Origin of the sequence: Streptomyces sp. SLBN-8D4 (genome assembly GCF_049739545.1) — a bacterium.
Taxonomy (GTDB): Bacteria; Actinomycetota; Actinomycetes; order Streptomycetales; family Streptomycetaceae; genus Streptomyces; species Streptomyces canus_C.
In genome coordinates this window covers 6,958,695-6,982,526 of the sequence record NZ_JBMGQC010000001.1, presented here as the reverse complement: position 1 = coordinate 6,982,526, position 23,832 = coordinate 6,958,695, and the positions used below count along the sequence as shown (strand labels likewise).

26 protein-coding genes are annotated in these 23,832 nt (G+C 71.6%); 14 read left to right on the top strand and 12 right to left on the bottom strand.

Annotation, left to right across the window (positions count from 1 at the left end; translation table 11 throughout):
- Positions 1-163: 163 nt before the first annotated feature.
- Complete coding sequence (locus RKD20_RS31725) at positions 164-664, bottom strand: DUF6578 domain-containing protein (RefSeq protein ID WP_424880696.1); 501 nt, start codon at positions 662-664, stop codon at positions 164-166.
- 105 nt (positions 665-769) lie between these two features.
- Between RKD20_RS31725 and RKD20_RS31720 the strand changes: the two genes are divergently transcribed.
- The gene (locus RKD20_RS31720) at positions 770-1,540 is read left to right on the top strand and encodes a site-2 protease family protein (RefSeq protein ID WP_424880695.1); all 771 of its coding nucleotides are present in this window, start codon (positions 770-772) and stop codon (positions 1,538-1,540) included.
- On the opposite strand, the gene RKD20_RS31715 is transcribed toward RKD20_RS31720, so the two are convergent.
- Positions 1,522-1,701: a hypothetical protein gene (locus tag RKD20_RS31715; RefSeq protein WP_037899771.1), complete on the bottom strand. Its 180-nt coding sequence runs from the start codon at positions 1,699-1,701 to the stop codon at positions 1,522-1,524. The two genes, RKD20_RS31720 and RKD20_RS31715, sit on opposite strands and share 19 nt — an antisense overlap.
- 61 nt (positions 1,702-1,762) lie before the next feature.
- Positions 1,763-2,470 carry an NADPH-dependent F420 reductase gene (gene npdG / locus RKD20_RS31710; RefSeq protein WP_424880694.1) on the bottom strand — a complete coding sequence of 236 codons (708 nt, stop codon included), beginning with the start codon at positions 2,468-2,470 and terminating at the stop codon, positions 1,763-1,765.
- 172 nt (positions 2,471-2,642) lie between these two features.
- On the opposite strand from npdG, the gene RKD20_RS31705 reads away from it, so the two are divergent.
- Positions 2,643-3,245: a hypothetical protein gene (locus tag RKD20_RS31705; RefSeq protein ID WP_424880693.1), complete on the top strand. Its 603-nt coding sequence runs from the start codon at positions 2,643-2,645 to the stop codon at positions 3,243-3,245.
- A 52-nt stretch (positions 3,246-3,297) separates the two neighbouring features.
- Positions 3,298-4,611, top strand: a complete 1,314-nt coding sequence (locus RKD20_RS31700) for an MFS transporter (RefSeq protein ID WP_424880692.1) — start codon at positions 3,298-3,300, stop codon at positions 4,609-4,611.
- On the opposite strand, the gene RKD20_RS31695 is transcribed toward RKD20_RS31700, so the two are convergent.
- The gene (locus tag RKD20_RS31695; RefSeq protein ID WP_424880691.1) at positions 4,612-4,839 is read right to left on the bottom strand and encodes a hypothetical protein; all 228 of its coding nucleotides are present in this window, start codon (positions 4,837-4,839) and stop codon (positions 4,612-4,614) included. It abuts the gene before it with no gap.
- Positions 4,840-4,897: 58 nt separating this feature from the next.
- On the opposite strand from RKD20_RS31695, the gene map reads away from it, so the two are divergent.
- Positions 4,898-5,755, top strand: a complete 858-nt coding sequence (map, locus tag RKD20_RS31690) for a type I methionyl aminopeptidase (RefSeq protein ID WP_020115949.1) — start codon at positions 4,898-4,900, stop codon at positions 5,753-5,755.
- Positions 5,756-5,768: 13 nt separating this feature from the next.
- Here the strand turns inward: map and RKD20_RS31685 are convergent, their stop codons facing one another.
- Positions 5,769-6,413, bottom strand: a complete 645-nt coding sequence (locus RKD20_RS31685; RefSeq protein ID WP_424880690.1) for a PhzF family phenazine biosynthesis protein — start codon at positions 6,411-6,413, stop codon at positions 5,769-5,771.
- 1,087 nt (positions 6,414-7,500) lie between these two features.
- On the opposite strand from RKD20_RS31685, the gene efeO reads away from it, so the two are divergent.
- Genes efeO through RKD20_RS31665 form a run of 4 tightly spaced genes read left to right on the top strand, consistent with a single transcriptional unit; the run spans position 7,501 to position 11,753 of the window.
- Entirely contained in the window at positions 7,501-8,646 is a 1,146-nt protein-coding gene (gene efeO, locus RKD20_RS31680) for an iron uptake system protein EfeO (RefSeq protein WP_424880689.1), read from the top strand.
- 10 nt (positions 8,647-8,656) lie between these two features.
- Positions 8,657-9,916: an iron uptake transporter deferrochelatase/peroxidase subunit gene (efeB, locus tag RKD20_RS31675; RefSeq protein WP_424880688.1), complete on the top strand. Its 1,260-nt coding sequence runs from the start codon at positions 8,657-8,659 to the stop codon at positions 9,914-9,916.
- Positions 9,917-9,919: 3 nt separating this feature from the next.
- A complete protein-coding gene (efeU, locus tag RKD20_RS31670; protein WP_424880687.1) occupies positions 9,920-10,792 on the top strand; it encodes an iron uptake transporter permease EfeU in 873 nt (290 codons plus the stop codon).
- The gene (locus RKD20_RS31665; protein ID WP_424880686.1) at positions 10,752-11,753 is read left to right on the top strand and encodes a hypothetical protein; all 1,002 of its coding nucleotides are present in this window, start codon (positions 10,752-10,754) and stop codon (positions 11,751-11,753) included. The genes efeU and RKD20_RS31665 overlap by 41 nt, the downstream gene beginning before the upstream one ends.
- 51 nt (positions 11,754-11,804) lie before the next feature.
- On the opposite strand, the gene RKD20_RS31660 is transcribed toward RKD20_RS31665, so the two are convergent.
- Positions 11,805-12,542, bottom strand: coding sequence for a bifunctional DNA primase/polymerase (locus RKD20_RS31660; protein WP_020115955.1), 738 nt, complete (start codon positions 12,540-12,542; stop codon positions 11,805-11,807).
- Between the two features lie 122 nt (positions 12,543-12,664).
- Complete coding sequence (locus RKD20_RS31655) at positions 12,665-13,294, bottom strand: TetR/AcrR family transcriptional regulator (RefSeq protein ID WP_424880685.1); 630 nt, start codon at positions 13,292-13,294, stop codon at positions 12,665-12,667.
- Between the two features lie 109 nt (positions 13,295-13,403).
- Between RKD20_RS31655 and RKD20_RS31650 the strand changes: the two genes are divergently transcribed.
- Complete coding sequence (locus RKD20_RS31650) at positions 13,404-13,598, top strand: DUF6243 family protein (protein WP_424880684.1); 195 nt, start codon at positions 13,404-13,406, stop codon at positions 13,596-13,598.
- Positions 13,599-13,632: 34 nt separating this feature from the next.
- Here the strand turns inward: RKD20_RS31650 and RKD20_RS31645 are convergent, their stop codons facing one another.
- The 3 genes from RKD20_RS31645 to RKD20_RS31635 form a co-directional block, all read right to left on the bottom strand.
- The gene (locus tag RKD20_RS31645; protein WP_424880683.1) at positions 13,633-14,625 is read right to left on the bottom strand and encodes a small ribosomal subunit Rsm22 family protein; all 993 of its coding nucleotides are present in this window, start codon (positions 14,623-14,625) and stop codon (positions 13,633-13,635) included.
- A gap of 216 nt (positions 14,626-14,841) precedes the next feature.
- Positions 14,842-16,017 carry a serine hydrolase domain-containing protein gene (locus RKD20_RS31640; RefSeq protein ID WP_424880682.1) on the bottom strand — a complete coding sequence of 392 codons (1,176 nt, stop codon included), beginning with the start codon at positions 16,015-16,017 and terminating at the stop codon, positions 14,842-14,844.
- A complete protein-coding gene (locus RKD20_RS31635) occupies positions 15,969-17,267 on the bottom strand; it encodes a multidrug effflux MFS transporter (RefSeq protein WP_424880681.1) in 1,299 nt (432 codons plus the stop codon). The genes RKD20_RS31640 and RKD20_RS31635 overlap by 49 nt, the downstream gene beginning before the upstream one ends.
- 87 nt (positions 17,268-17,354) lie before the next feature.
- Between RKD20_RS31635 and RKD20_RS31630 the strand changes: the two genes are divergently transcribed.
- The 4 genes from RKD20_RS31630 to RKD20_RS31615 all read left to right on the top strand — a co-directional run bounded on the left by RKD20_RS31630 (position 17,355) and on the right by RKD20_RS31615 (position 21,703).
- Positions 17,355-18,365 (top strand): Gfo/Idh/MocA family protein, encoded by a 1,011-nt coding sequence (locus tag RKD20_RS31630; RefSeq protein ID WP_424880680.1) that lies wholly within the window; start codon positions 17,355-17,357, stop codon positions 18,363-18,365.
- Between the two features lie 28 nt (positions 18,366-18,393).
- A complete protein-coding gene (locus RKD20_RS31625) occupies positions 18,394-19,152 on the top strand; it encodes an SDR family oxidoreductase (RefSeq protein WP_424880679.1) in 759 nt (252 codons plus the stop codon).
- 344 nt (positions 19,153-19,496) lie between these two features.
- On the top strand, positions 19,497-20,963 hold the full coding sequence (locus RKD20_RS31620; RefSeq protein ID WP_424880678.1) for an ABC transporter permease: 1,467 nt from the start codon (positions 19,497-19,499) through the stop codon (positions 20,961-20,963).
- 50 nt (positions 20,964-21,013) lie between these two features.
- Positions 21,014-21,703 (top strand): ABC transporter ATP-binding protein, encoded by a 690-nt coding sequence (locus tag RKD20_RS31615; RefSeq protein WP_424880677.1) that lies wholly within the window; start codon positions 21,014-21,016, stop codon positions 21,701-21,703.
- A 22-nt stretch (positions 21,704-21,725) separates the two neighbouring features.
- Here the strand turns inward: RKD20_RS31615 and RKD20_RS31610 are convergent, their stop codons facing one another.
- Complete coding sequence (locus tag RKD20_RS31610) at positions 21,726-22,706, bottom strand: aldo/keto reductase (protein ID WP_424880676.1); 981 nt, start codon at positions 22,704-22,706, stop codon at positions 21,726-21,728.
- Between the two features lie 68 nt (positions 22,707-22,774).
- On the bottom strand, positions 22,775-23,101 hold the full coding sequence (locus RKD20_RS31605; protein ID WP_424880675.1) for a nuclear transport factor 2 family protein: 327 nt from the start codon (positions 23,099-23,101) through the stop codon (positions 22,775-22,777).
- A 131-nt stretch (positions 23,102-23,232) separates the two neighbouring features.
- Between RKD20_RS31605 and RKD20_RS31600 the strand changes: the two genes are divergently transcribed.
- Complete coding sequence (locus RKD20_RS31600; RefSeq protein ID WP_424880674.1) at positions 23,233-23,808, top strand: DoxX family protein; 576 nt, start codon at positions 23,233-23,235, stop codon at positions 23,806-23,808.
- Positions 23,809-23,832: the final 24 nt, after the last annotated feature.

Genomic DNA, 23,832 nt, shown 5'->3' with positions numbered 1-23,832 from the left:
GGCTGGTCGGCCGCTCGGACTGCCGAGGCCGACCGCGCTGCCGAAGCCCGTCGGACTGCCGAGGCACGCCCGCGCTGCCGAAGCCCGTCGGACTGCCGAGGCACGCCCGCCGCGGCCAGGCGTCCGTGTCGAGGTCCTCCCAACAGGCCGACCGCCGGAGGGCTCATGCCCCGCCCAAGACCTCCAGCGTGACCAGCACCCCCGCCTCGGACCGCACACCCCCACCACCCGCGAACCACTTCGGGCACGCGTCCACCGACCGCAGTGACCGTCGCCCCGGCACCGGCTCCCAGGTCCGAGAACCCGGCTCCGTCCTGCCGTACTCCTGTGTCACGACCTGCACCTTCCGCACCCGTCCCCGCACCTCGGGCAAGCGCCCGCCGTGCGTCTCGACGGTGAGCAGCCCGACGAACCCCTGAGAGTCCTTTGGCACCAGCGCATCTTCCGCCACCCCCACGACCAGGCCGCTCACGTCCCGCAGCACCCGCACGGCACCCTGTTCCACCGGTCCGGTGAGCTCGGTGAGGTGGTGGTCCCAGCCGCCGCCGAGCACGTCGGCCGGGGCACGGAACAGCAGCGGCCAGCCCACCTCCTCCCCCACCGAGAAGGGCGTACCGCAACACTCCATCTGCCAGTCCGCGTAGAACACGTGCCAGAGCCCCATGTCCCCACCCTTCCATGGAACCCCCGCCCCACCCCAAGACGTTTTCCCCTGTGCCCGGTACCGTCGGGCAGTCCCACCGCGCGCGTGTCCAGTCCAGGGAGCCCCATGACCACCGCCACCACCCGCCACAGCGACCGGCGGATCAGCCCCGTCTTCCTCGGGATCTGCGCCGTGACGGCGGTGACGGGCTGGGCCACCTGGACCGGCTTCGCCGAGAAGCCCGGCGTCGCCGTGTTCCTGTTCGTGACCGGCGCCTGGATCGTCTCCCTCTGTCTGCACGAGTACGCGCACGCCCGCACCGCCCTGCACAGCGGCGACATCACGATCGGCGCCAAGGGCTACCTCACGCTGAATCCTCTGAAGTACACCCATGCCCTGCTCAGCATCGTGCTCCCCGTCATCTTCGTGATCATGGGCGGCATCGGCCTGCCCGGCGGCGCGGTCTTCATCGAGCGCGACCGGATCCGCGGCCGCTGGCGGCACAGCCTGATCTCGGCGGCGGGCCCCCTTACGAACGTCCTGTTCGCGATCGCCTGCACGGCCCCGTTCTGGCTGGACGCCCTCGCCGGGGTCCCGCTGGAGTTCCGCTTCGCGCTGGCCTTCCTCGCCCTGCTGCAGGTCTCGGCCGCGATCCTGAACTTCCTGCCGGTCCCGGGCCTGGACGGCTACGGCGTGATCGAGCCCTGGCTCTCCCCCGGCATCAAGCGCCAGATCGAGCCGTTCGCGCCCTTCGGCCTGCTGTTCGTGTTCGCGCTGCTGTGGGTGCCGCAGGTCAACAGCGTGTTCTTCGACCTGGTCGACGCGGTCCTGCGCGGACTCCAGGTCGACCCCGGGGAAGCCTCGTTCGGCTGGAGCCTCTACCGCTTCTGGACCTGAGCGGCCCGCCCCCGCTTGAGGTAGTACCAGCACATGTTGGAGGAGAGTCCGGCCAGCAGCACCCACACGACCCCGAGCCAGCTGCCCTGCGCGAAGGAGACGACCGCCGCGGCCACGGCGAGGAGGCAGACGGCGAGGGCGTAGAGGGCTAGGCGGGGCATTTCCACGGGCTCCTGTCAGGGGGACACTGCTGCGCTACGGCGTCCAGTGTCCCCCATCGCCTCACACGTCCGTGACCCGCAGCCCCGCGTGCGCCTTGTACCGCCGGTTCACCGAGATCAGGTTGGCGACCAGCGACTCCACCTGGTGGGCGTTGCGCAGGCGGCCCGCGAAGATGCCGCGCATGCCGGGGATACGGCCGGCCAGCGCCTGCACGATCTCCACGTCGGCCCGCTCCTCGCCGAGCACCATGACGTCGGTGTCGATCTCCTCGACCTCCGGGTCCTGGAGCAGCACGGCCGACAGATGGTGGAAGGCGGCGGTGACCCGCGAGTCCGGCAACAGGGACGCGGCCTGCTCGGCGGCGCTTCCCTCCTCCGGCTTCAGCGCGTAGGCGCCCTTCTTGTCGAAGCCGAGCGGGTTGACGCAGTCGACGACGAGCTTGCCGACGAGTTCCTCGCGCAGCGACTCCAGGGTCTTGCCGTGGCCGTCCCACGGCACGGCGACGATCACGATGTCACTGCGGCGCGCGGTCTCGGCGTTGTCGGCGCCCTCGACCCCGTGGCCGAGTTCCTCGGCGGCGGCCTGCGCGCGGTCGGCGGCGCGGGAGCCGATGATCACCTTCTGCCCGGCGCGGGCGAGCCGGTAGGCGAGGCCCTTGCCCTGCGGCCCGGTCCCGCCGAGCACGCCGACGACGAGCCCGGAGACGTCGGGAAGGTCCCAGGGGTCCTTGGCGGGAGCCTTCTGTGCAGCACTGTCGCTAGAGGTCATGGCGCCGACTTTACGTGCGCCCCGCCCGCCTGGGCCGGTCGGGTGAGCGGGTTCACGGACCGGCGGCGACCCGGTGGCGAACGCCGGCGGCATGCCCGTGCCCTGCCCGGTTCGGGCGAATCCGGGGTGAACCGCGGGTCACGCCCGCCCGGGTGCGGCAGGATGCGGCCCCATGGACGCCGTACGGGTCGCGCTGCTGCGCGAAGTGCTCGCCGGGACCGAGTGGTTGGGAGCCACGCGACGCTTCGCGGGCGTGCTGCGCGGCTCGGTGGTCTCGCACGGCGGCGGACTGCTCCTGGTCGGCACGCCGGAGTACGAACCGTGGCATCTGGCGGCCCACCTGGTCGACGAGGCCGCCTGGTCGGGCACACCGGAGCTGGCCCCCACTCTCGTACGCCACGACGCGCGCCCCTCCGACCCCGCGCATCTGTCGGTCGGGCCGGGCCGGCTCGCGGCGGCCCGGCGCGGCGAGACCCTGCTGGTGGTGTCCCCGGACCGGCCGGGCGCCCCGCTTCTGGAGCAGGTCCATGACGCCCGGCGGGCCGGCGCGACGGTCCTCTCGCTCGGCCCCGGTGAGGACGGACTCGCCGCGATGTCCCACGAGTCGCTGGCCGTGCCGGAGGGCACGGACCTCGATCTGGACACCGTCCAGCACCTGGTGAGCGCGGCGGCCGGGGAGAACGCCGTCCCCACGCCCCGGGGCCGGCGGCGCTTCCGGGACCGGCTGTCGAGACTGGCCGACCAGCTGACGGCACCGCCTCCGGCCCGCTGGTAGCCGCGGAAAAGCAGTTGCCGGACCGGGAGGCCTCCCCCGACCATGACGGCTCGTGACCGACGACGCCCCCGCACCCGCTTCCGGCCTGCGCGCGATGCTCCCCGACCTCGCCCCCTGGCGGGCCTCCCGGGACTTCCGGCGGCTGTGGTACTCGGGGCTGATCTCGAACTTCGGCAGCTTCCTGACCTTCGTGGCCCTGCCGGTCCAGCTGAAGGACCTGACGGGCTCGGCGGCGGCGGTGGGCGCGATCGGGGCCGTGGAGCTGATCCCGCTCCTCGTCTTCGGCCTGTACGGCGGCGCGCTCGCGGATGCCTGGGACAAGCGGAAGCTGATCGTGTGGACCGAGGTGGGGCAGGCTCTGCTGAGCGCGGCCCTGCTGCTCAACGCGCTGTTCCCGCACCCCGCCGTCTGGCCGCTGTACGTCGTCGCGGCCCTGTCCTCCGCCCTGGTCTCGGTGCAGCGTCCCGCGCTCGACTCCCTGTGGCCCCGGATCGTGGCCCACGACCACCTCCCGGCGGCGGCCGCGCTGAACTCCTTCCGCTGGACGGTGGGCGGGGTCGCGGGCCCGGCCCTGGCGGGCGTGGTGGTGGCCTACGCGGGCCTGGGCTGGGCGTACGGTGCGGACCTGCTGACCTTCGCCGTCTCCGTCGTCCTCGTGGCCCGGATCGCGTCCTCGCCGGCCTCCCACGAGGCCGCCAAGCCGTCGCTGAAGGCCATCGCGGAGGGCGCCCGGTACGCCTGGAGCCGCAAGGAACTCCTCGGCACCTACGCCGTGGACCTCGCCGCGATGTTCCTGGCGATGCCGCTGGCCCTGCTGCCGTTCCTCGCCGACGAACTGGACGCGCGGTGGTCGCTGGGTCTGATGTACGCGAGCATCCCGCTCGGCGCCCTGCTGGTGAGCCTCATGAGCGGCTGGACGTCACGGATCCACCGGCACGGCCGGATGGTGGTGCTGTCGGCGGCCCTGTGGGGCGTGGCGATCGCGGCGGCCGGGGTCATGGACGACGTATGGCTGGTGCTGCTGTTCCTGACCGTGGCCGGCGGCTGCGACATGGTCAGCGGGATCTTCCGCGGGGCCATGTGGAACCAGACGATCCCGGACGAGTTGCGCGGGCGGCTCGCCGGGATCGAGCTGCTGTCGTACTCGGTGGGCCCGACCGTCGGTCAGGTCAGGGCCGGCGGTTTCGCCGCGTGGTGGGGCGTGCGGACGTCGGTCTGGTCCGGTGGCCTGCTGTGTGCGGGCGCCGTGGGCCTGCTGGCCCTGTGCCTGCCGGGGCTGATGTCGTACGACGTGCGCACGAACGAGCACGCGACGCGGCTGCGCACGCAACGCGAGGCAGCCGCGCCGACCCCCATGGAGGCGTGATCAGCTGTCTTCGCTGCTCGCGGGGGCGTCGTGCCACTTGGGGTCGTTCTCCCACTCGAGGTTGCGCTCGCGGGCCCTTTCCATCGCCTGCTCCGCTTCCTTCCGGGTCGCGTAGGGCCCGAAGCGGTCCTTGGCCGGGCACTCGGGCCCTTCCTCGACCGTCTTGTGCTCCAGGCAGTAGTACCACTCGCCCGGCTTGCCGACCGCACGCTTCTTGAACAAGGGCATGACCTGCTCCTCTCGCCAACGTCATGTTCCCCCATAGCCGCTGGATAGACTCGTCCGCATGTCTGGCCAGTCGCTGCTCGTGCCCGGGGAGCTGTCCCCCATCCGTTCCGTGCCCGGAAACATCCGGCGCCCCGAGTACGTCGGCAAGCCCGCGCCGACGCCGTACACGGGTCCGGAGGTGCAGACCCCGGAGACGATCGAGGCGATGCGGATCGCCGGCCGTATCGCGGCGCGGGCGATGGCGGAGGCCGCGAAGCTGATCGCTCCCGGGGTGACCACCGACGAACTGGACAAGGTGGCGCACGAGTACATGTGCGACCACGGCGCCTACCCGTCGACGCTCGGCTACCGGGGTTTCCCGAAGTCGCTGTGCACGAGCCTCAACGAGGTGATCTGCCACGGCATCCCGGACTCCACCGTGCTCCGGGACGGCGACATCATCAACCTCGACGTGACGGCGTACATCGGCGGGGTGCACGGCGACAACAACGCGACGTACCTGGTGGGTGACGTCGACGAGGAGAGCCGTCTGCTGGTCGAGCGGACCCGGGAGTCCCTGGACCGTGCGATCAAGGCCGTCAAGCCGGGCCGGCAGATCAACATCATCGGCCGGGTGATCGAGTCGTACGCCAAGCGCTTCGGCTACGGAGTCGTCCGGGACTTCACGGGCCACGGCATCAACTCCTCGTTCCACAGCGGCCTGATCATCCCGCACTACGACAGCCCGCACGCGACGACGGTCATCCAGCCCGGCATGACGTTCACGATCGAGCCGATGCTGACGCTCGGGACACACGAGTACGACATGTGGGACGACGGCTGGACGGTCGTCACGAAGGACCGCAGGCGGACGGCGCAGTTCGAGCACACGCTGGTGGTGACGGAGACGGGGGCGGAGATCCTGACGCTGCCGTAGATCCCTGACGAGGTCAGCGCTCCAGGAAGACCCGTCCTCCCACCTCGACCCATCCGCCGGGCTGCGGGGCGGTGAGGATCTGGGAGCCGGCGCCCTGGACGATGTTCAGGGCTCGCCCCAGTTCGTCGGTGAGCTGGAGAGCGGCGGCGCCGGTGGCCTCGTCCTCCTCGACACCGTCACCCCGGCCGGGAAAGCCACGGGCCCGGATCCGTCCGGCGGCCTCGTCCTCCCAGGCCCAGGCGTAGATCCACGCCCCCGGCGCCGGGACGGCCAGATCGTCCACCTCGGCGGCGCCGGCGTACTGCCGGAAGGTCCGGGGCGCCGCCCACTCTGCCCGCGCCTCGATCCAGCTGAACTCCCCGTCCAGCCGGGTACCGACGACCCCGGCGGGCGTGACGAGCTCGGGCACGTCGAGCAGCCAGGCGGCCCCGACACACGGGTATCCGGCGAAGGCCAGCCGTACGGAGGGCGTGTAGATGTCGATGACGCCCCGCTCGGGATCGTCGACGAACACGGTCTCGCTGAACCCGAGTTTCGCGGCGAACGCCTGTCGCTCGTCCCGGTCCGGCATCACGGACCCCTCACGGACGACCCCCAGCTCATTGCCGTAGCCACCGTTCGGCGCACAGAAGACGCGCAGCACGTCGTAGTCAGTCACGGGGGAATTCAAGCATCCGGGGAGCAGCGCCACGGGACGGGTTGTACGGGGCCGGGCGAGGGAGCGGTTGCACGTGCTCCGCTGCGGGCCACCGGGAAGGGCACACACCGGAGACGCAGCGGCCGGGACGCAGCACCGTCGGCGAGCCCGGCGGGGCAGGACATGCCCTCCTCCGACGCGGACCGCCAGGGAGGGACGCACGCCGAAGACGCGGTGGTCGGGGCGCGACACGGTCGGGCGAGCCCCCCCCCCCGGGGGGCAGGCACACCCCCCACTGCGGACCACCGGGAAGGGCGCACACCGGAGACGCAGCGGCCGGGACGCAGCACCGTCGGCGAGCCCGACGGGGCAGGACATGCCCTCCTCCGACGCGGACCGCCAGGGAGGGACGCACGCCGAAGACGCGGTGGTCGGGGCGCCCCATGCCCCCCTCTACTGCGGGCCACCGGGAAAGGCGCGCACCGGCGCCCCGGCGGCCGGAGACACGGGGGCCTGGGCGCGACCCCAGGTACACCCCCTACTCGGAGTAGGCGGGGCAGGTACCTCCCCCTACTCCGGGCCACCAGGAAGGGCGCACCCGAGACGCGGCAGCCGGGGCGCAGTACGGCCGGTGAACACGGCGGGGCAGGCATGCCCCCTACTCCGATCCACGGGAAATGGCGCGCGGCACCGTCGGTGAGCCCCACGGGGCGGGGCAGGTCCTCTGCTGCGGGCCGGCAGGGAAGGGCGCACGCCGGTGACGCGGTGGTCGTGGTGCGGCACGGGCCTGGGGTTGTCGCCGCCTTCGCGCGCCGGGGCGTGATCCTTTGCGCCGGCTGTGTCGGGGGCGACGGGCCGGCGCGTGGACCTTCTTCGGCGGCCGCTCCCGCAGGTTCGTGACCAGCGGAGCGAGGTGCTTTCGCGTCCGCGCACGGCGCCCCGACCGTGACCTCCGAGCAGAATCTTTGACCGTCCCTTGACCCTCCCTTGGTGTCTGTTTTGAGCCATCCCGCGATATCACTCAGGTAAGCCTCAGATAAGTTAGGTCAGCCTCACCAAACATGTGACACCCGTCACGTGATGTTCAACGTCAGCACCAGGAGCCCGCATGCGAGCCGCCAGACTGTCCGTCGTCACCGCCACCGCCGTGGCGGCACTGACCGCCGTCACGGGGTGCACGGAGAAGGGAAGCTCCGGCGACAGCAACCGCGTGATCGACGTGACCGCGACGGACAGCAAGTGCGAGGTCTCCAAGAAGGAGTTCCCGGCCGGCCACCTGGAGCTGGCGATCGAGAACAAGGGCTCCAAGGTCACCGAGGTCTACGTCCTCTTCCCGGACGACCGGATCGTCACCGAGCGGGAGAACATCGGCCCGGGCACCAAGCAGAAGGTCACGGCCGAGGTGAAGGCCGGCACCTACACGATCGCCTGCAAGCCCGGCATGAAGGGCGACGGCATCCGCCAGGAGGTCAAGGTCACCGGCGGGACGGCGGCCAAGCGCGACCCGCGCCTCGACGCCGCCGTCGCCTCGTACCGCCAGTACGCGCAGGAGCAGGCCGACGCGACCCTGCCGCTGGCGAAGACCTTCGCCGCCGCGGTCAAGGCCGGTGACCTGGAGGCGGCCAAGAAGGCCTACGCCCCCTCCCGGATCGGCTGGGAGCGCACCGAGCCGGTCGCGGAGTCCTTCGGGGACATCGACCCCAAGGTCGACGTCCGCGAGGACGGCCTGGAGGACGGCCAGAAGTGGACCGGCTGGCACCGCCTGGAGAAGTCCCTCTGGCAGGACAAGAAGATCACCGCCGAGGACAAGACCCTCGCCGACCAGCTGATCACCGACCTCACCGACTGGCAGAAGCGGGTCGGCAAGGCGGACATCACCCCGACCTCCATGGCCAACGGCGCCAAGGAGCTCCTCGACGAGGTCGCCACCGGCAAGGTCACCGGCGAGGAGGAGCGCTACTCCCACACCGACCTCGTCGACTTCAAGGCCAACGTCGAGGGCGCCGAGAAGTCGTACGAGCTGCTGAAGCCGGTCGCCGAGGAGAACAACGCGGCCCTGGTCGCCGAGCTCGACAAGCAGTTCGCGGCGATCGACACGCTGCTGGACAAGTACCGCGCGGACAAGTCGTCGTACGACTTCACCTCGTACGACAAGGTCGGCGACGCCGATCGCAAGCAGCTGTCGGACGGTGTGAACGCGCTCGCGGAACCGCTGTCCAAGCTCGCCGCCGCCGTCGTCACCAAGTCCGCCTGAGGCCGGGGCCATGACGGACACGACCCAGGAGTCGACTCCCTCGCGCCGCGCGCTCATCGGCTGGGGCGGGGCCGGGCTCGCGCTCGGTGCCGCCGCGGCCGGTGGCGCGGTCGCGATGACCCGCACCGGGGACGACCTCACCCCGACCGCTGCCGAGGCCGGTGCCGCCGTGGAGTTCCACGGCGCCCACCAGGCCGGTATCGCCACGCCCGTGCAGGACCGGCTGCACTTCGCCGCGTTCGACGTGACGACCGAGGACCGCGCCGAGTTCGTGCAGATGCTCAAGGACTGGACGGCCGCGGCCCGCCGGATGACCGCGGGCAAGGCGGTCGGGGAAGGGGCGTACGGCGGTCTCGCCGAGGCGCCGCCGGACGACACCGGGGAGGCGCTCGGTCTCAAGCCGTCGCGGCTGACGCTGACGATCGGCTTCGGCCCTTCCCTCTTCGAGAAGTTCGACCTGGCGGACCAGCGGCCCGAGGCACTCGTCGACCTCCCCCAGTTCGCCGGGGACAACCTCGACAAGAACCGCAGCGGCGGCGACCTGTGCGTCCAGGCCTGCGCGGACGACCCGCAGGTCGCCGTGCACGCGATCCGCAACCTCGCCCGGATCGGCTTCGGCAAGGTCGTCATCAGGTGGTCGCAGCTCGGCTTCGGCAAGACGTCCTCGACCACGCCCGACGCGCAGACCCCGCGCAACCTGATGGGCTTCAAGGACGGCACCCGCAACATCGCGGGCACGGAGACCGACCGCCTGGAGAAGTTCGTGTGGGCGGACTCCGCCAAGGACGCCAAGGACGCCCCGTGGATGCACGGCGGCTCCTACCTCGTCGCCCGCCGTATCCGTATGCACATCGAGACCTGGGACCGCACCTCGCTGCAGGAGCAGGAGGACGTCTTCGGCCGCGACAAGGGCGAGGGCGCCCCGGTCGGCAAGGCCAAGGAGCGCGACAAGCCGTTCCTGCCGGCGATGAAGCCCGACGCGCACGTCCGGCTCGCGCACCCCGACTCCAACGGCGGGGCGACGATCCTGCGCCGCGGCTACTCCTTCACCGACGGCACGGACGGTCTCGGCCGGCTGGACGCGGGGCTGTTCTTCCTGGCGTACATGAAGGACGTCCGGGAGGGCTTCATCCGTATCCAGCGTCATCTGGCCACCGACGCGCTCAACGAGTACATCCAGCACGTGGGTTCAGCGGTCTTCGCCGTCCCGCCCGGCGTCCGCGACAAAGACGACTGGTGGGGCAGCACGCTGTTCTCCAAGGAGGCCTGACCCGTGTTCTCCAACTACCTGATCGGTCTGCGCGAGGGCCTGGAGGCCTCTCTCGTCGTCTGCATCCTCATCGCCTACCTGGTGAAGACGGGGCGCCGGGACGCCCTGAGGCCCATCTGGATCGGCATCGGCGTCGCGGTCGCGCTCGCACTCGGCTTCGGCTGCGCACTCGAATTCGGCTCGCAGGAGCTGACGTTCGAGGCACAGGAGGCGCTCGGCGGCTCCCTGTCGGTCATCGCGGTCGGCCTGGTGACGTGGATGGTCTTCTGGATGCGGCGCACCGCCCGGCACCTGAAGTCCGAGCTGCACGGCAAGCTGGACGCCGCCCTCCAGATGGGCACGGGCGCCCTGGTCGCCACCGCGTTCCTCGCTGTCGGCCGCGAGGGCCTGGAGACCTCCCTGTTCGTGTGGACCTCGGTGCACGCGGCCGGCGACGGCACCCCGCGCCCGCTGATCGGGGCGACCCTGGGCATCCTGACGGCGGTCGTCCTGGGCTGGCTGTTCTACCGCGGCGCCCTGCGCATCAACCTCTCCAAGTTCTTCACCTGGACCGGCGGGATGCTGGTCGTCGTGGCCGCGGGTGTGCTGGCGTACGGCTTTCACGACCTCCAGGAGGCGAACTGGCTGCCCGGCCTGAGGGACGGGGCCTTCGACATCAGCGACACCATCCCGCCGGACAGCTGGTACGGCACCCTCCTCAAGGGCGTGTTCAACTTCCAGCCGGACCCGACCGTCCTTCAGGTCACGGTGTGGCTGCTGTACTTGATCCCGACGCTCGCGCTGTTCCTCGCCCCGGTAGGGTTCGCCTCCGGGAAGGGGAAGGTGAAGGCACCTGATGAGCAGGGATCGCGGCCCTCTAAGGCTCCGCAGGCTTGACCGGAGCGCACTGATAGCAGCCTCTGTGACCGTTTTGTCGTTGACGGCGAGCGGATGCATGGTGGTGCACGGCGAGCGGGAGGTGCTGCCCGCGACCACCAAGGCGGAGGCCGCCAAGGCGCTCCAGCAGTTCACGAACGCGTACAACGCGGCCGACAAGGCGTACGACAGCTCGCTGGACGCCGCCCATGTCACCGGCGCGCTCGGTGCCATCGACGCGGCACGGTTGAAGGCCGGCAAGGCCAACAGCCCGAGCGGCAACGCCTCGCACACCCCGCTGAAGCTGTCGGACGTGACGTACACGATCCCGAAGAAGGCGGGCTGGCCACGCTGGTTCGTCGCCGACGCGGCCGGCAACAAGGGCGGCACCGCGCGCTGGCTGTTCGTGTTCACCCGCGACGGCATGAACGAGCCGTTCCAGGTGGCGTATCTGACGCTGGTGGCCGAGGGCAAGGTGCCGCGGTTCAAGAAGGACGCGGACGGCTGGGCCGAGGCGGTCCCCGCGGACTCGACCGGTCTGGCCACCGAGCCCGGGAACCTGAGCAAGGACTACACGAACTATCTGAAGAGCGGCGGGGACGTCTTCGCGGACGGCTCGCACACCAGCGTGTGGCGGGCGGACCGGGCGAAGGACGCCATCCGGCCGGGGCTGGCCACCCAGTACATCGACGAGCCGCTGGCCAACGACGCCTACGCGCCGCTGGCGTTGCGCACGACGGACGGCGGGGCGCTGGTGTTCTTCGCCACGCACCACTACGTGAAGGAGACGGCCGCCTCCGGTACGTCGGTGCCGGACCCCGGTGCCGCCGTGCTCGCGCTGACGACCGGCGAGATCAAGCAGTCGCTGATGATGGAGTTCGTCTCCAACGAGGTGGCGCTCGACCCGCCGAAGGGCGCGGGCGACCAACGGGTCGACGTGATCGGGCGGATCCAGGGACTGACGTCCGCGAAGGGCTCGTAGGCAGCTCGTAGGCACCGGCGCGGCCCGTGTGCCAACGGCTCCTACCGGCTGTTACCGGCGCAGGGGCCAGGCCGCGCTCGTGTGGTCCGGCTCCTCGCCGACGTGGCGGGAGCAGACGTCGGTGAGGACTTCCAGGAGGCTGAGCGGGTCGGGCAGCGGGTGTTCGAGGCCGCGGACCCAGTGCACGGCCTGGTCGCCGGGCAGCCGGGCGGGCGGTACGAGGACGTAGGAGCCGCGGCAGTGCCACCGCAGGCCGGGGTGTTCGTCCGCCGTCTCGGGGTGGCAGTCCAGTTCGCACGGCCACCACTCGTCCTCGTCCTCGGGGGTGCCGCGGGTGAGGGTGAAGAAGAGGAGCCGCCCGTCGTCGCTCTCGGCGACCGGGCCCACCTCGATACCGGAGTCCAGGAGCCGCTCCAGGGCCTCCCGGCCGGCCTCCAGGGGGACGTCGAGGACGTCGTGGACCATGCCGGTCGCGGTGATGAAGTTGGCCTGCGGCTGGTGCCGGGCCCAGCGCTCGATCTGGGCGCGGTCGGTGGTCGACTGGGTCTGCCAGGCGAAGGACACGGGGTGCCGGGCGGGTGTGGGACAGCCGACCCGGTCGCAGGAACAGCGGTATCCGGGGGCGGGATGCGCGGCGGGCGCGAGCGGGAGTCCCGCTGAGGCGGCGGCCAGCAGCAGGGCCTCACGGCCGCCGTCGTCCCCGGCGGCGGCCTCCTTCGGCCGGCGTCCGCGCAGCCACTGGGAGAGTTTGCCCTGCAGGCCGGTCAGGCCCCCCGACTCCGCGCTCATCTACCACCCTCGCCTCGCTGTCGTGCCAAACAGCATGCCTCATGGTCCCACCTTCCTCTGCTCCGGGGGGCCCTGAGCGGATATGGGGGGTTCGGAAGCAATGCCCGTTGACCGTGTACGGGTCAGCGGGGTGCGATGCCGTGGAGGGCGTAGTCGACGAGGGTGTCGGTGTAGTCGTAGCTGATCGGGCCGGTGTGCTGGAGCCAGCGCTGGGCGAGGGGGGAGACCCAGAGTTCGAGGGCGATGCGCGGGTCGATCTCGGGGCGCACCTGGCCGGCCTCCTGGGCCGCGCGCACCCGGTCGACGTACAGCTGGAGCGAGGGTTCGAGGAGCTTGGCCACGAAGGTCCGGCCGACCTTCTCGTCGACGACGCCCTCTGCCGCCAGTGCCCGGGACGGGGCTTCGAAGCGGGGGTCCTTGAGCTGGTCCACGGTGAGCCGCAGTACGCCCTTGAGGTCGGCGGCGAGATCGCCGGTGTCCGGAATGGCGTATGTCTCCTCGGGGGCGGCCTCCCGTGCCGCCTGCGCGCTGAGGTCGAGGAACGCCTCCATCAGCACCTCCGCCTTCGAGGACCACCAGCGGTAGATCGTCTGCTTGCCGACCCCCGCGCGGGCGGCGATGCCCTCGATCGTGGTCTTCGGGTAGCCGGCCTCCACGACGAGGTCGAGAGCGGCGTCGTAGATGGCGCGACGGGACCTCTCACTGCGCCGGGTGGTGTCGGGGGCGGACTGCTTGGGGTTCTGGGTGGCCATGGGGCGAACCTATCAGGTTGACAAGACGGTGCGTCTCGCCGGAGAGTGAGGAGGTGTTGAGTGAGACGATACGTCTCGTCACGCGTTGGGTGAGTGAAAGGGGCAGGTCATGGCGCGAGGTGAAAAGGGCGGCATGCTCGGAGTGGGCGGCACCCGCAGCAACATCGGCCGCAAGGCGCTGCGCGGAGGCAACCGCGACGGCCGGATCGGCGGCGCGCGGGACCCGCAGGCACGCAAGCGCGAGCTGCTGCGGAAACTCCAGGAGAAGCGGGAGGCGGACGGGGCGGGGGAAGCGTCGACGTGACCGCGGCCCCCGGTGGATCGGGCCCAGGACTGGCCTAGGACCTGTCCGCCGGGGGCCAGCCGTCGCCCCAGGCCGCGTCCCTCGCCGCCTTGTACAGGTCGCCGTGGCGCTTGGTGACCGTGCGCCGGGCCAGCTGCTCGTCGGGCTCGCAGAGGTCGAGGAGGACTTGGCCCTTGCGGATCTGGGGGCGGCGGATCACCCGGGCGGGCACCGGGGTGGCGGGGAGCCGGGTGGCCGCGACATAGCTGAACTTCTCGTCCTCGTACGGCAGTGAGCCGCCCTTGACCTGACGGTGGAGGGAGGAGCGGCTGACCCGCGCGGAGAAGTGGCACCAGTCCTCGCCGGGGACGATCGGGCAGGCGGCGCTGTGCGGGCAGGGCGCGGCGACCCGGAAACCGGCGGCGATCAGGCGCTCGCGGGCCTCGATGACACGGGCGTACCCGGCGGGGGTCCCGGCCTCGACGATCACGACCGCCTGCGCCGACGCCGCCGCGGTGTCCACGAGGGCGGTTCGGTCGGCCGGGGTGAGTTCGTTGAGGACGTACGAGACGGTGACCAGGTCGGTCGCCGGCAGGACGAGGTCCTGGCCGATCCTGGCGCGCTGCCAGCGGGCGTCCTTCAGGGCCGGGTGGGCGGCGGCGATCTCGCGGCCGAGGGTGAGCGCGGGGTCGGACCAGTCGAGGACGGTGACCGCCCGGTCGCCCGGCCAGGTGGCGGTGACCGCCCAGGTCGCGGCGCCGGTGCCGCCGCCGATGTCGGTGTGGTCGGCGGGGGTCCAGCCGGGGACGGCCTCGGCGAGTGCCTCCAGGGCCGCGTGGACCGCCTCGAAGGTGGCGGGCATGCGGTAGGCGGCATAGGCGGCCACGTCCGCGCGGTCGCGCAGGATCGGGGTGTCGGTGGGGATGGCTCCGCGATACGTGGCGATCAGGCGGTCCACCGCCTGAGCGGCCCGCTTCGGAGGGAGGCCGTCAAGGAGGGTGGCGAGGGCGCTGCGGAGGGTCTCGGCCGGGGGCACGGGGGCGGTCACCCGGTGATTCTAGGGGCGGCCGACGTGGGGGCGGCCCTCACGGGTTCCCTGCGGGGCTTGCGGGGCTGGGATCGCGGGTGGTCGGGGGGACACCTACGGATGCGGCGGAAGCCCACGCCTCCACACCCCGCGCGGGTACGCCTCACAGGCCCCCGCAAGGAGCACTCGCAAACGGACCCGAAACCCACACCCCCGCACCCCCAGACGGACCGGAGGTCACGCCCCCCGCACTGCCCGCGCCACCCGTGTCGCCGCCTCCGCTCGTGGTCGGTTTTCCGGGGGGCGTCTCCTCGGGTGCACCGTGTTCGCCAGGAGCACCACGAACGTGTCCGTCGCCGGGTCCAGGACCAGCGACGTGCCCGTGAAGCCCGTGTGGCCCGCCGCTCCGCGCCCCGCCAGCTCCCCCATGAACCACTTCTGGTCGATGGCGAAGCCCAGCCCGGGCGGGGTCAGCAGCAGCTCCACGAAGTCCGGGCCGAGGATGCGGGCGGGGCCGTACGCGCCTCCCGCCAGCAGGGCCCGGCAGAAGATCGCGAGGTCGCGGGCGGTCGAGAAGAGGCCCGCGTGACCCGCCACCCCGCCCAGCGCCCACGCGTTCTCGTCGTGGACCACGCCCCGCAGCATCCCCCGGTCCGCCTTGGCCCACGGCCGGCGCTGATCCTCCGTGGCCGCCGCCCCCGGACAGGGGCCGAAGCGAGTGGACGTCATCCCGAGGGGGCGGGTGATGCCGTCGTGGACGAGGACGTCGAGGGGGCGGCCGGTGATGCGTTCGAGGACGTGCTGGAGGAGAAGCGGGTTGAGGTCGGAGTAGGTGTAGGTGCCGGGGACCCCGACGGGCGGCTCGGCGCGCAGCAGGTCCAGACGGTCCTCGTCGGTGTCGCAGTCGTGGAGCGGGAGTTCGGGGCGCAGTCCCGAGGTGTGGGTGAGCAGCTCGCGGACGGTGATCCCGTGGGTCACGGCCGCCGTGAAGTCGGGCAGGTAGGCGCCCACCCGCGCGTCGATGCCCAGCGTGCCGCGCTCGATCTGCTGCACCGCCGCCACGGCCGTGAACAGTTTGGTGAGGGACGCCAGGTCGAAGGGGGTGTCCGTCCGGACGGGGACGCGCGCTCCGGGGGGCAGTGCCACGCCCGCGTCGGCTTCGGGGTCGTAGGAGGCGTAGCGGACGGCCCAGCCCGAGGCCTCCTCCACGGCGATCACCGGGCCGCGCCCCGCGACGAGGACGGCGCCGGGAGCCCAGGGTCGGTCGCCGGTGGTGAGGGTGCGGAAGTCACGGACGAGATGCCGGAGTTCGCCGGGGTCGAGCCCGGCCCGTTCCGGTGTGTCCGTGCGCAGTCTCGGTGCGCTCAGCTCTCCGCCCCCTCCGTAGTCGCACGCTTGTTCCAGGGACGGCACATTGCCATGAAACACAGGAGCGCTACCAGTGCTGCCGCCAACTGGACGACCGCCATCGGGACCGCCGTGTCCTCTCCCGCCATCCCCACCAGCGGGGAGGCGACCGCGCCGATCAGAAAGGAGGACGTGCCGAGGAGGGCGGACGCGGACCCGGCGGAGTGCTTGGTGCGCAGCAGGGCCAGGGACTGGGCGTTGGGCAGGGTGACACCCATCGCGGACATCAGGACGAAGAGGCCGGCGGCGACGGGGAGCAGGCCCACCTCGCCGAAGACCCCGGTCGTCATCAGCAGCAGAGCCGCGGCGGCCGCCGTCACGGTCAGCAGGCCCACGCCCAGGACCCGGTCCAGGCCGACCCTGCCCACCAGCACCTTGCCGTTGATCTGGCCGACCACGACCAGGCCGACCGAGTTCACGCCGAACAGCAGGCTGAACGTCTGCGGGGAGGCGCCGTAGATCTCCTGGACCACGAACGGGGACGCCGAGATGTAGGCGAACAGCGCGGCGAAGGCGAAGCCTCCGGTGAGCATGTAGCCGGTGAACGGCAGATCGGCGAGGAGCCGTCGCATGGAGTGCAGGGCGTCGACGACGCCGCCGGTGTGCCGCTCGGCGGCGGGCAGGGTCTCGGGGAGCCTCGCCCACACCAGGACGGCGAGCAGCGCCCCGATGGCCGTCAGGACCACGAACACGCCCCGCCAGTCCGTCACCCGCAGGATCTGCCCGCCGATCAGCGGCGCCACGACGGGCGCGACCCCGCCGATCAGCATGAGGGTGGAGAAGAAACGGGCCATCGCCACGCCGTCGTACAGGTCCCGGACCACCGCCCGGGCGATCACTATGCCCGCGGCGCCCGCGAGACCCTGCACCAGCCGGAAGCCGACCAGGAACTCCACGTTCGGCGCGACGGCACACAGCGCGGTCGCGAGGACGTACACGACAAGACCGGCCAGCAGCGGGCGCCGGCGGCCCCAGCGGTCGCTCATCGGGCCGACCACCAGCTGACCGAGCGCCATGCCGAGCAGACAGGCGGTGAGGGTGAGCTGGACGGTCGCGGCGGGCGCGTGCAGGGAGTCGGTGACCTCCGGCAGCGACGGCAGGTACATGTCCATCGCCAGCGGGGGCGTGGCGGTGAGGCCGCCGAGGAGCAGAGTGACGAGCAGGCCGGTACGGCGCACGGCGACCGCGGGCGGTTCCGTGCCGGCCGCGGCCGTCTGCTGCTCCAGGCCCGGTGTCGGTGCCCCCTGCTCGGGCATGTGCCCCTCCCTCTCCGATTGGTCCGCCACCTATGCTCTCAGCTCGTACAGGGTGGCGACGGTCAGGTGAGCGAGGGTGGAGCCGGAATGACGGAGCAGAGCGTGCGCTGGGGGATTCTGGCGACGGGCGGGATCGCGGCGGCGTTCACCGCGGACCTGGTGGATCTGCCGGACGCGGAGGTGGTCGCGGTGGCCTCCCGGTCCGAGGCCTCGGCGAAGGCGTTCGCGGAACGGTTCGGGATCGAGCGCGCGTACGGCGAGTGGGGCGCCCTCGCCGAGGCCTCGGACATCGATGTCGTGTACGTCGCCACCCCGCACGCGGCGCATCGCGCGGCCGCCGGGCTGTGTCTGACCGCCGGACGCAATGTGCTGTGCGAGAAGGCGTTCACGCTGAACACGCGCGAGGCCGAGGAACTGGTCGGGCTCGCGAAGGACCACGGGCGCTTCCTCATGGAGGCCATGTGGATGTACTGCAACCCGCTGGTCAGGCGGCTCAAGGCCCTCGTCGACGACGGCGCGATCGGCGAGGTGCGTACCGTGCAGGCCGACTTCGGGCTCGCCGGGCCCTTCCCGCCCTCGCACCGGCTGCGGGACCCGGCCCAGGGCGGGGGCGCGCTGCTCGACCTCGGGGTGTACCCGGTGTCGTTCGCGCATCTGCTGCTCGGGGAGCCCTCGGACGTCACGGCGAAGGCGGTGCTCTCCGAGGAGGGCGTCGACCTCCAGACGGGCGCGCTGCTGTCCTGGGACAGCGGGGCGCTCGCCTCCCTGCACTGCTCGCTGACCGGCGGCACTGCCACGATCGCGGCTGTCACCGGCTCACTGGGCCGGATCGACATCCCGAACGGCTTCTTCCACCCGGACCGTTTCGTCCTGCACCGCGACGGGCGCGACCCCGAGGAGTTCGTCGCCGACCCGGCGGACGGGCCCCGCAACAGCCTCAAGCACGAGGCCCGAGAGGTGATGCGCGCGCTGCGGGCCGGTGAGACGGAGTCCCCGCTGGTGCCGCTGGAGGGCACCCTCGCGGTGATGCGGACCCTGGACGCGGTACGGGACCGGATCGGCGTGCGCTACCCGGGAGAGCTCCTCACCCCTGCGTGAACCCCTGCCTCACCTACGCTGCGGGTTCATGGACACCAAGAACGTGAAGACCGCCGTGGTGACCGGCGCGGGCTCCGGGATCGGCCGCGCGGTCGCCGTGGAACTGCTGCGGACGGGCTGGTCGGTGGCGCTGGCCGGGCGGCGGACCGAGACGCTGGAGGAGACGGCGGCGCTCGTGCCCGAGGGTGCCGCTCTCGCCGTACGGACGGACGTCTCGCTCCCCGAGGACGTGGCCGCGCTGTTCGCCGCCACCGTGGAGCGGTTCGGGCGGGTGGATCTGCTGTTCAACAACGCGGGGACCTTCGGGCCCGGCGGGGTGCCGGTGGAGGAGTTGCCGTACGAGGCGTGGCGGCACGTGGTGGACACCAACCTCAACGGGGCGTTCCTGTGCGCGCAGGCGGCGTACCGGCAGATGAAGGAGCAGGACCCGCGGGGCGGGCGGATCATCAACAACGGCTCGATCTCGGCGCACACCCCCCGGCCGCACTCCGTCGCCTACACCGCGACCAAGCACGCCCTCACCGGCCTCACCAAGTCGCTGTCGCTGGACGGGCGGCCGTACGGCATCGCGGTCGGGCAGATCGACATCGGGAACGCGGCGACCGACATGACCGCGGGCATGCGGGCCGGAGTCCTCCAGGCCAACGGGGAGGTCGCGCCGGAACCGGTGATGGACGTGGCCGACGTGGCGCGCACGGTGCGGCACATGGCGGAGCTGCCGCTGGAGGCGAACGTGCAGTTCGCGACCGTACTGGCGACGGCGATGCCGTACGTGGGACGTGGCTGAGCGACCTATTTGCACAAACGGAATATGTGATTCCACCCCCCTCGCGGCCGGTCGGCGGCTTATGCTCATCACGCGTCCTCCACAAGAGCTTCACACTTGGGGAGTGACGTTCCGTCGACCTCATCCGAGGGGGGAGCGCGGCGGCCGTCCATGGACCGGGTGGGGGTGGATCTCGCGTGGGACCGCGAGGTACGCACCGGTCCGTGGACGGCCGCCGCGCACATTCTCAGCTCGCGCACATCCCTTCCCAGCCTGCGCACATCCCTTCCTCACGGCCCCGCAATCCTTCGTCCCTACCTTGAGGGCGCGCCCACAGCGGGCGCCAAGAACCTTCGAGGAACGGGATGTTTGGCATCTATCTCAAGCGCGAGCTGGGCCGGCGCAAGAAGGCGGCCCTGGTCATCGCTCTGGGTCTGGCGCTCGGTATCGCGCTGGTCATCACCGTCAACTCGGTGTCGGCCGGCATGACTCAGGCTCAGGACAAGGTCCTGAAGTCGCTGTACGGCCTCGGCACCGACATGACCGTCACCAAGGCCAGGTCGGCCCCCACGTCCGGAAGTTCGGGCAGACCGAACTTCCGGTTCGACGCCAACTCCGACGACAGCGACGACACACAGAGCTCCGACCGCGTGATGACCCAGGGCGGCCAGGCCCTGGCGTCCAGTGTGGTCACGAAGGTCGCCCAGCAGAAGGGCGTGGCGAGCGCGGTGGGCGCGCTGACCCTGAACGTCACCAAGGTCGACGGCTCCTTCACCCAGGGCAAGGCGCAGAGTTCGGGTGGAAACACCGGGAGCAGCGGCCAGGGCGGTCCGGGCGGCAACGGCGGTAACAGCACCGCCGCTCCCCAGGTCCAGGGCGGCGGCGCCAACTTCGACGTGAACTCCTACTCCGTCGCCGGCGTGGACGTCACCGACCAGACCCTCGGCCCGCTGGCCGGCTCGAAGATCAGCACCGGCAAGACCTTCACCGCCGCGCAGACCGACGCGAAGGTCGCGGTCGTCAGCAAGTCGTACGCCAAGGAGAACTCGCTCAAGGTCGGCAAGACCCTCAAGATCTCCGGCACCAAGTACACGGTCATCGGCATCGCGACGCCCGACAGCAGCGAGTCCACCACCGACGTCTACCTGCCGCTGAAGCAGGCCCAGACACTGGCCGACGCCAAGAACCAGGTCACCACGATCTACGTCAAGGCCACCGACTCGCAGCAGATCGACTCTGTCAAGGCGGCGATCCAGAAGAACATCTCGGGTACGACCGTCACGACCTCCGCCGACCTCGCGGAGACGGTGTCCGGCTCGCTGTCCACCGCCTCCGACCTCGCGGCCGGCGTCGGCAAGTGGCTCTCCGTCGCCGTGCTCGTCGCCGCCTTCCTGGTGGCCGCGCTGCTGACCTCCTCGGCGGTCTCGCGCCGGGTACGGGAGTTCGGCACCCTGAAGGCGCTCGGCTGGCCGAGCCGCCGGGTCACCCGGCAGGTCGTCGGCGAGTCGATCGTGAACGGCCTGCTCGGCGGCGCCCTCGGTATCGGACTCGGCCTCGCGGCCGCGTACACCGTGACCGCGATCAGCCCCAAGCTGACCGCGCAGCTCGGCAGCACCGGCGGTGGCGGCATGGGCGGCGGTCCGGGCGGTGGCGGCCCCGGACAGCAGTCCGCGCAGAACACCATGGAGATCGCGCTGTCCGCGCCGGTCTCGATGACCACCATCGCGCTCGCCGTGGGCCTCGCGGTGACCGGCGGCCTGATCGCCGGGGCGATGGGCGGCTGGCGGGCGTCCCGGATGCGGCCGGCGGACGCGCTGCGCAGCGTGTCGTAACAGCGCCCGCGCTGTCGTATCACCCCACTCTTCTTCTCCACGGAGTTCACATGTACAGACTCACGGGCGTCACCAAGCGCTACACGCGCGGCAAGGAGACGGTCGAGGCGCTGCGCGGCGTCGACCTGACCATCGAGGACGGAGACCAGCTGGTCATCCAGGGCCCGACCGGCGGCGGCAAGTCCACGCTGCTCCAGATGATCGGCGGACTGGACCGCCCCACCGAGGGCAGCGTCGAGCTGGACGGTGTCGACCTCGCGAAGATCAGCGAGGCCAGGCTGACCCGGCTGCGGGCGGAGAAGATCGGCATCATCTTCCAGTCCTTCAACCTCATCCCGACGCTGACGGCGCAGGAGAACGTGGAGACGGCGCTGGTCCCGCTCGGCGTCAAGCCCGCCGAACGCCGCGAACGGGCGGCGGAGGCGCTGCGCTCGGTCGGTCTCGGCGAGCGGCTCACCCACGCGCCGGCCGAGCTGTCCGGTGGGCAGCAGCAGCGGGTGGCCATCGCGCGGGCGCTGGTCAAGAAGCCGAAGGTGCTGCTCGCCGACGAGCCGACCGGCAACCTCGACGAGTCGATGCGGGACGAGATCATGGCGTTGCTGGAAGGGCTGTGGCACGAGTACGGGTTGACGTTCGTCTTGGTCACCCATGACTCGTCGATCGCCCGGCGGGCGCCGCGGCTGGCGACGATCAGGGCGGGGCAGATCGCGTTGACCGAGCAGTCGCCGGCTCAGAGGTAGTCGCCGCGCGAGGCGGGGCCGTTCACCGTGCGAGAAGCCTGTTGATCTCGGTCAACTGGTCGGCGGTGAGCGGCCCCTTCTCCATCGCGCCCGCGTTCTGCTCGGCCTGGGCCACCGACCGGAAGCCCGGGATCGGCACCGTGCGCGGGCTGCGGGCCCAGATCCAGCCCAGGGCGCCCTGGGCGAGCGTACGGCCGCCGCTCGTGAGGATCTCCTTCAGCGCGTCGATGCGGGCCAGCCACTCGGGGTCGGCGGACGCACCGTCACCGAAGCCCCGCAGCCAGGCCGGGGGCCTGCTGCGGATGTCGCCGGCGTCCTTGGGCCCTTGACGCTTGCCGGCCAGCAACCCCATGGCGAGCGGGCTGCGGTTGATGCTCGCGAGCCCCGACTCCTCGCACAGGGCCAGCATTTCGGGCGCGTCCTGCATCACGTTGAGCGCGTGCTGTACGGCGGCGCAGTGCTCCCCCTCGGCGAACACCGCGGCACGGGTCGGGTCGTCGGTGCTCCAGGCGTAGGCGCGGATGAGCCCCTCGCTGACGAACTCCTCGCACAGGTCCCTCAGTTCGGCCGCGAGCGCCGGGTCGAGGTCGGAGAGGTGGAGCTGGTAGAGGTCGATGCGGTCGGTGTCCAGGCGTTGCAGGGACGCGGTCAGGGCACGGCGGGCGTACTCGGGGGTGTGGTCGGAGCCGGTGAGGGTGCGGGTGTGCTCGTCGAAGACGTTGCCCCACTTGGTGGCGAGGACGACGTCGTCCCGGCGCTTGCCGAGGGCACGGCCCAGGACGCGTTCGCTGTGCCCGGCACCGTAGGTGTCCGCGGTGTCGAAGAAGGTGATGCCCAGATCGAGGGCGCGCCGGACCGCCCGTACGGACTCCTCGTCGTCGACCTTGCCCCAGCCGAGCGGCTGCCCGTCGGCGGCCTGCCATTCACCGCCGATCGCCCAGCAGCCGAAGCCGAGCGCGCTGATGTCGATGCCGGAGCGGCCGAGAGTGCGTGTGATCTCCATGCCCAGGAACGTTAGGAGTTGGAGTGCGCTTCAGGGCAAGGGCTTTCCGCGCCCCGGTTTTCCGGGGTTCAGGCCTGGCCGGTCTCGAAGCGGGAGATCCTGCCGTCGTCGCCGACCGTGAAGTCCCAGCGGGTGCGCATCTCGCCCCACGCGTCGTTGCGGTAGTGCGCGAGGAGGGAACGGCCGCCGTTGGACTCGTTGTCGACGTCGAGATGACCGTGGGAGGAGAAGATCTCCCGGTCGACCCACTCCTCGAGGTCACGGTCGCTGCCGTCGTCCGCCATGGTCGCACCGGGCGCGAGCAGGGCCAGGAGGGCCTCGCGGTCGTGGGCGTTGACGGCGGAGACGAAGGCGCGGACGGCCGGGTCGCTGAGTCGGGTGGTCTGAATCGTCATGCCCGTCAGACTCACACCGCTCCCCCGGGCCCGCCACCCGAACGGCCGCGCGAGTGTCCCGGGCAGGTGTGAGCGGTGCGACGGTGGAAACGCGAGGGGGGTCTCGTCCACTTCTTGTGCTGGGAGTCACCGTGACCGCTTACGACCGACGTGATCTGGGCCTGCTGCTGCTCCGGCTGGGAACCGGGGGTGTGCTGGCCGCCCACGGCGCGCAGAAACTGTTCGGCTGGTTCGGCGGCGGCGGCCTGGAGGGAACCGGCCAGTTCATGGAATCCGTCGGCTACGCGCCGGGCAAGGCGAGCGCCACCGCGGCGGGCCTTGCCGAGGCGGGCGGCGGCACTCTGCTGGCCCTGGGCCTCGCGACCCCGGCCGCGGGTGCGGCGGCGGCCGGCGCGATGGCCGGCGCGTCCGCGGTGCACGCGCCCAACGGCTTCTTCAACGCGGGCGGCGGCTACGAGTACGCGGCCACGCTGGGCCTCACGGCGGCGGGTCTCGCGGTGACGGGCCCGGGACGCCTCTCCCTGGACCACGCCCTCGGTCACACGGTGAACCGGGGCTGGATGGTGCCGCTGGCCCTCGGCGCTACGGCGCTGGTGACGACGCTGGTCGTGGGGGCGCGCAATCGGCGGCTGCGGGAGAAGGAGGGCGGGGACGACGACGGGCAGGCGTCGCTGTTCGCGGAGGAAGAGGCGTTGTTCGGGGAGTAGGCGAGCGGGACCGCACGCCGTGGC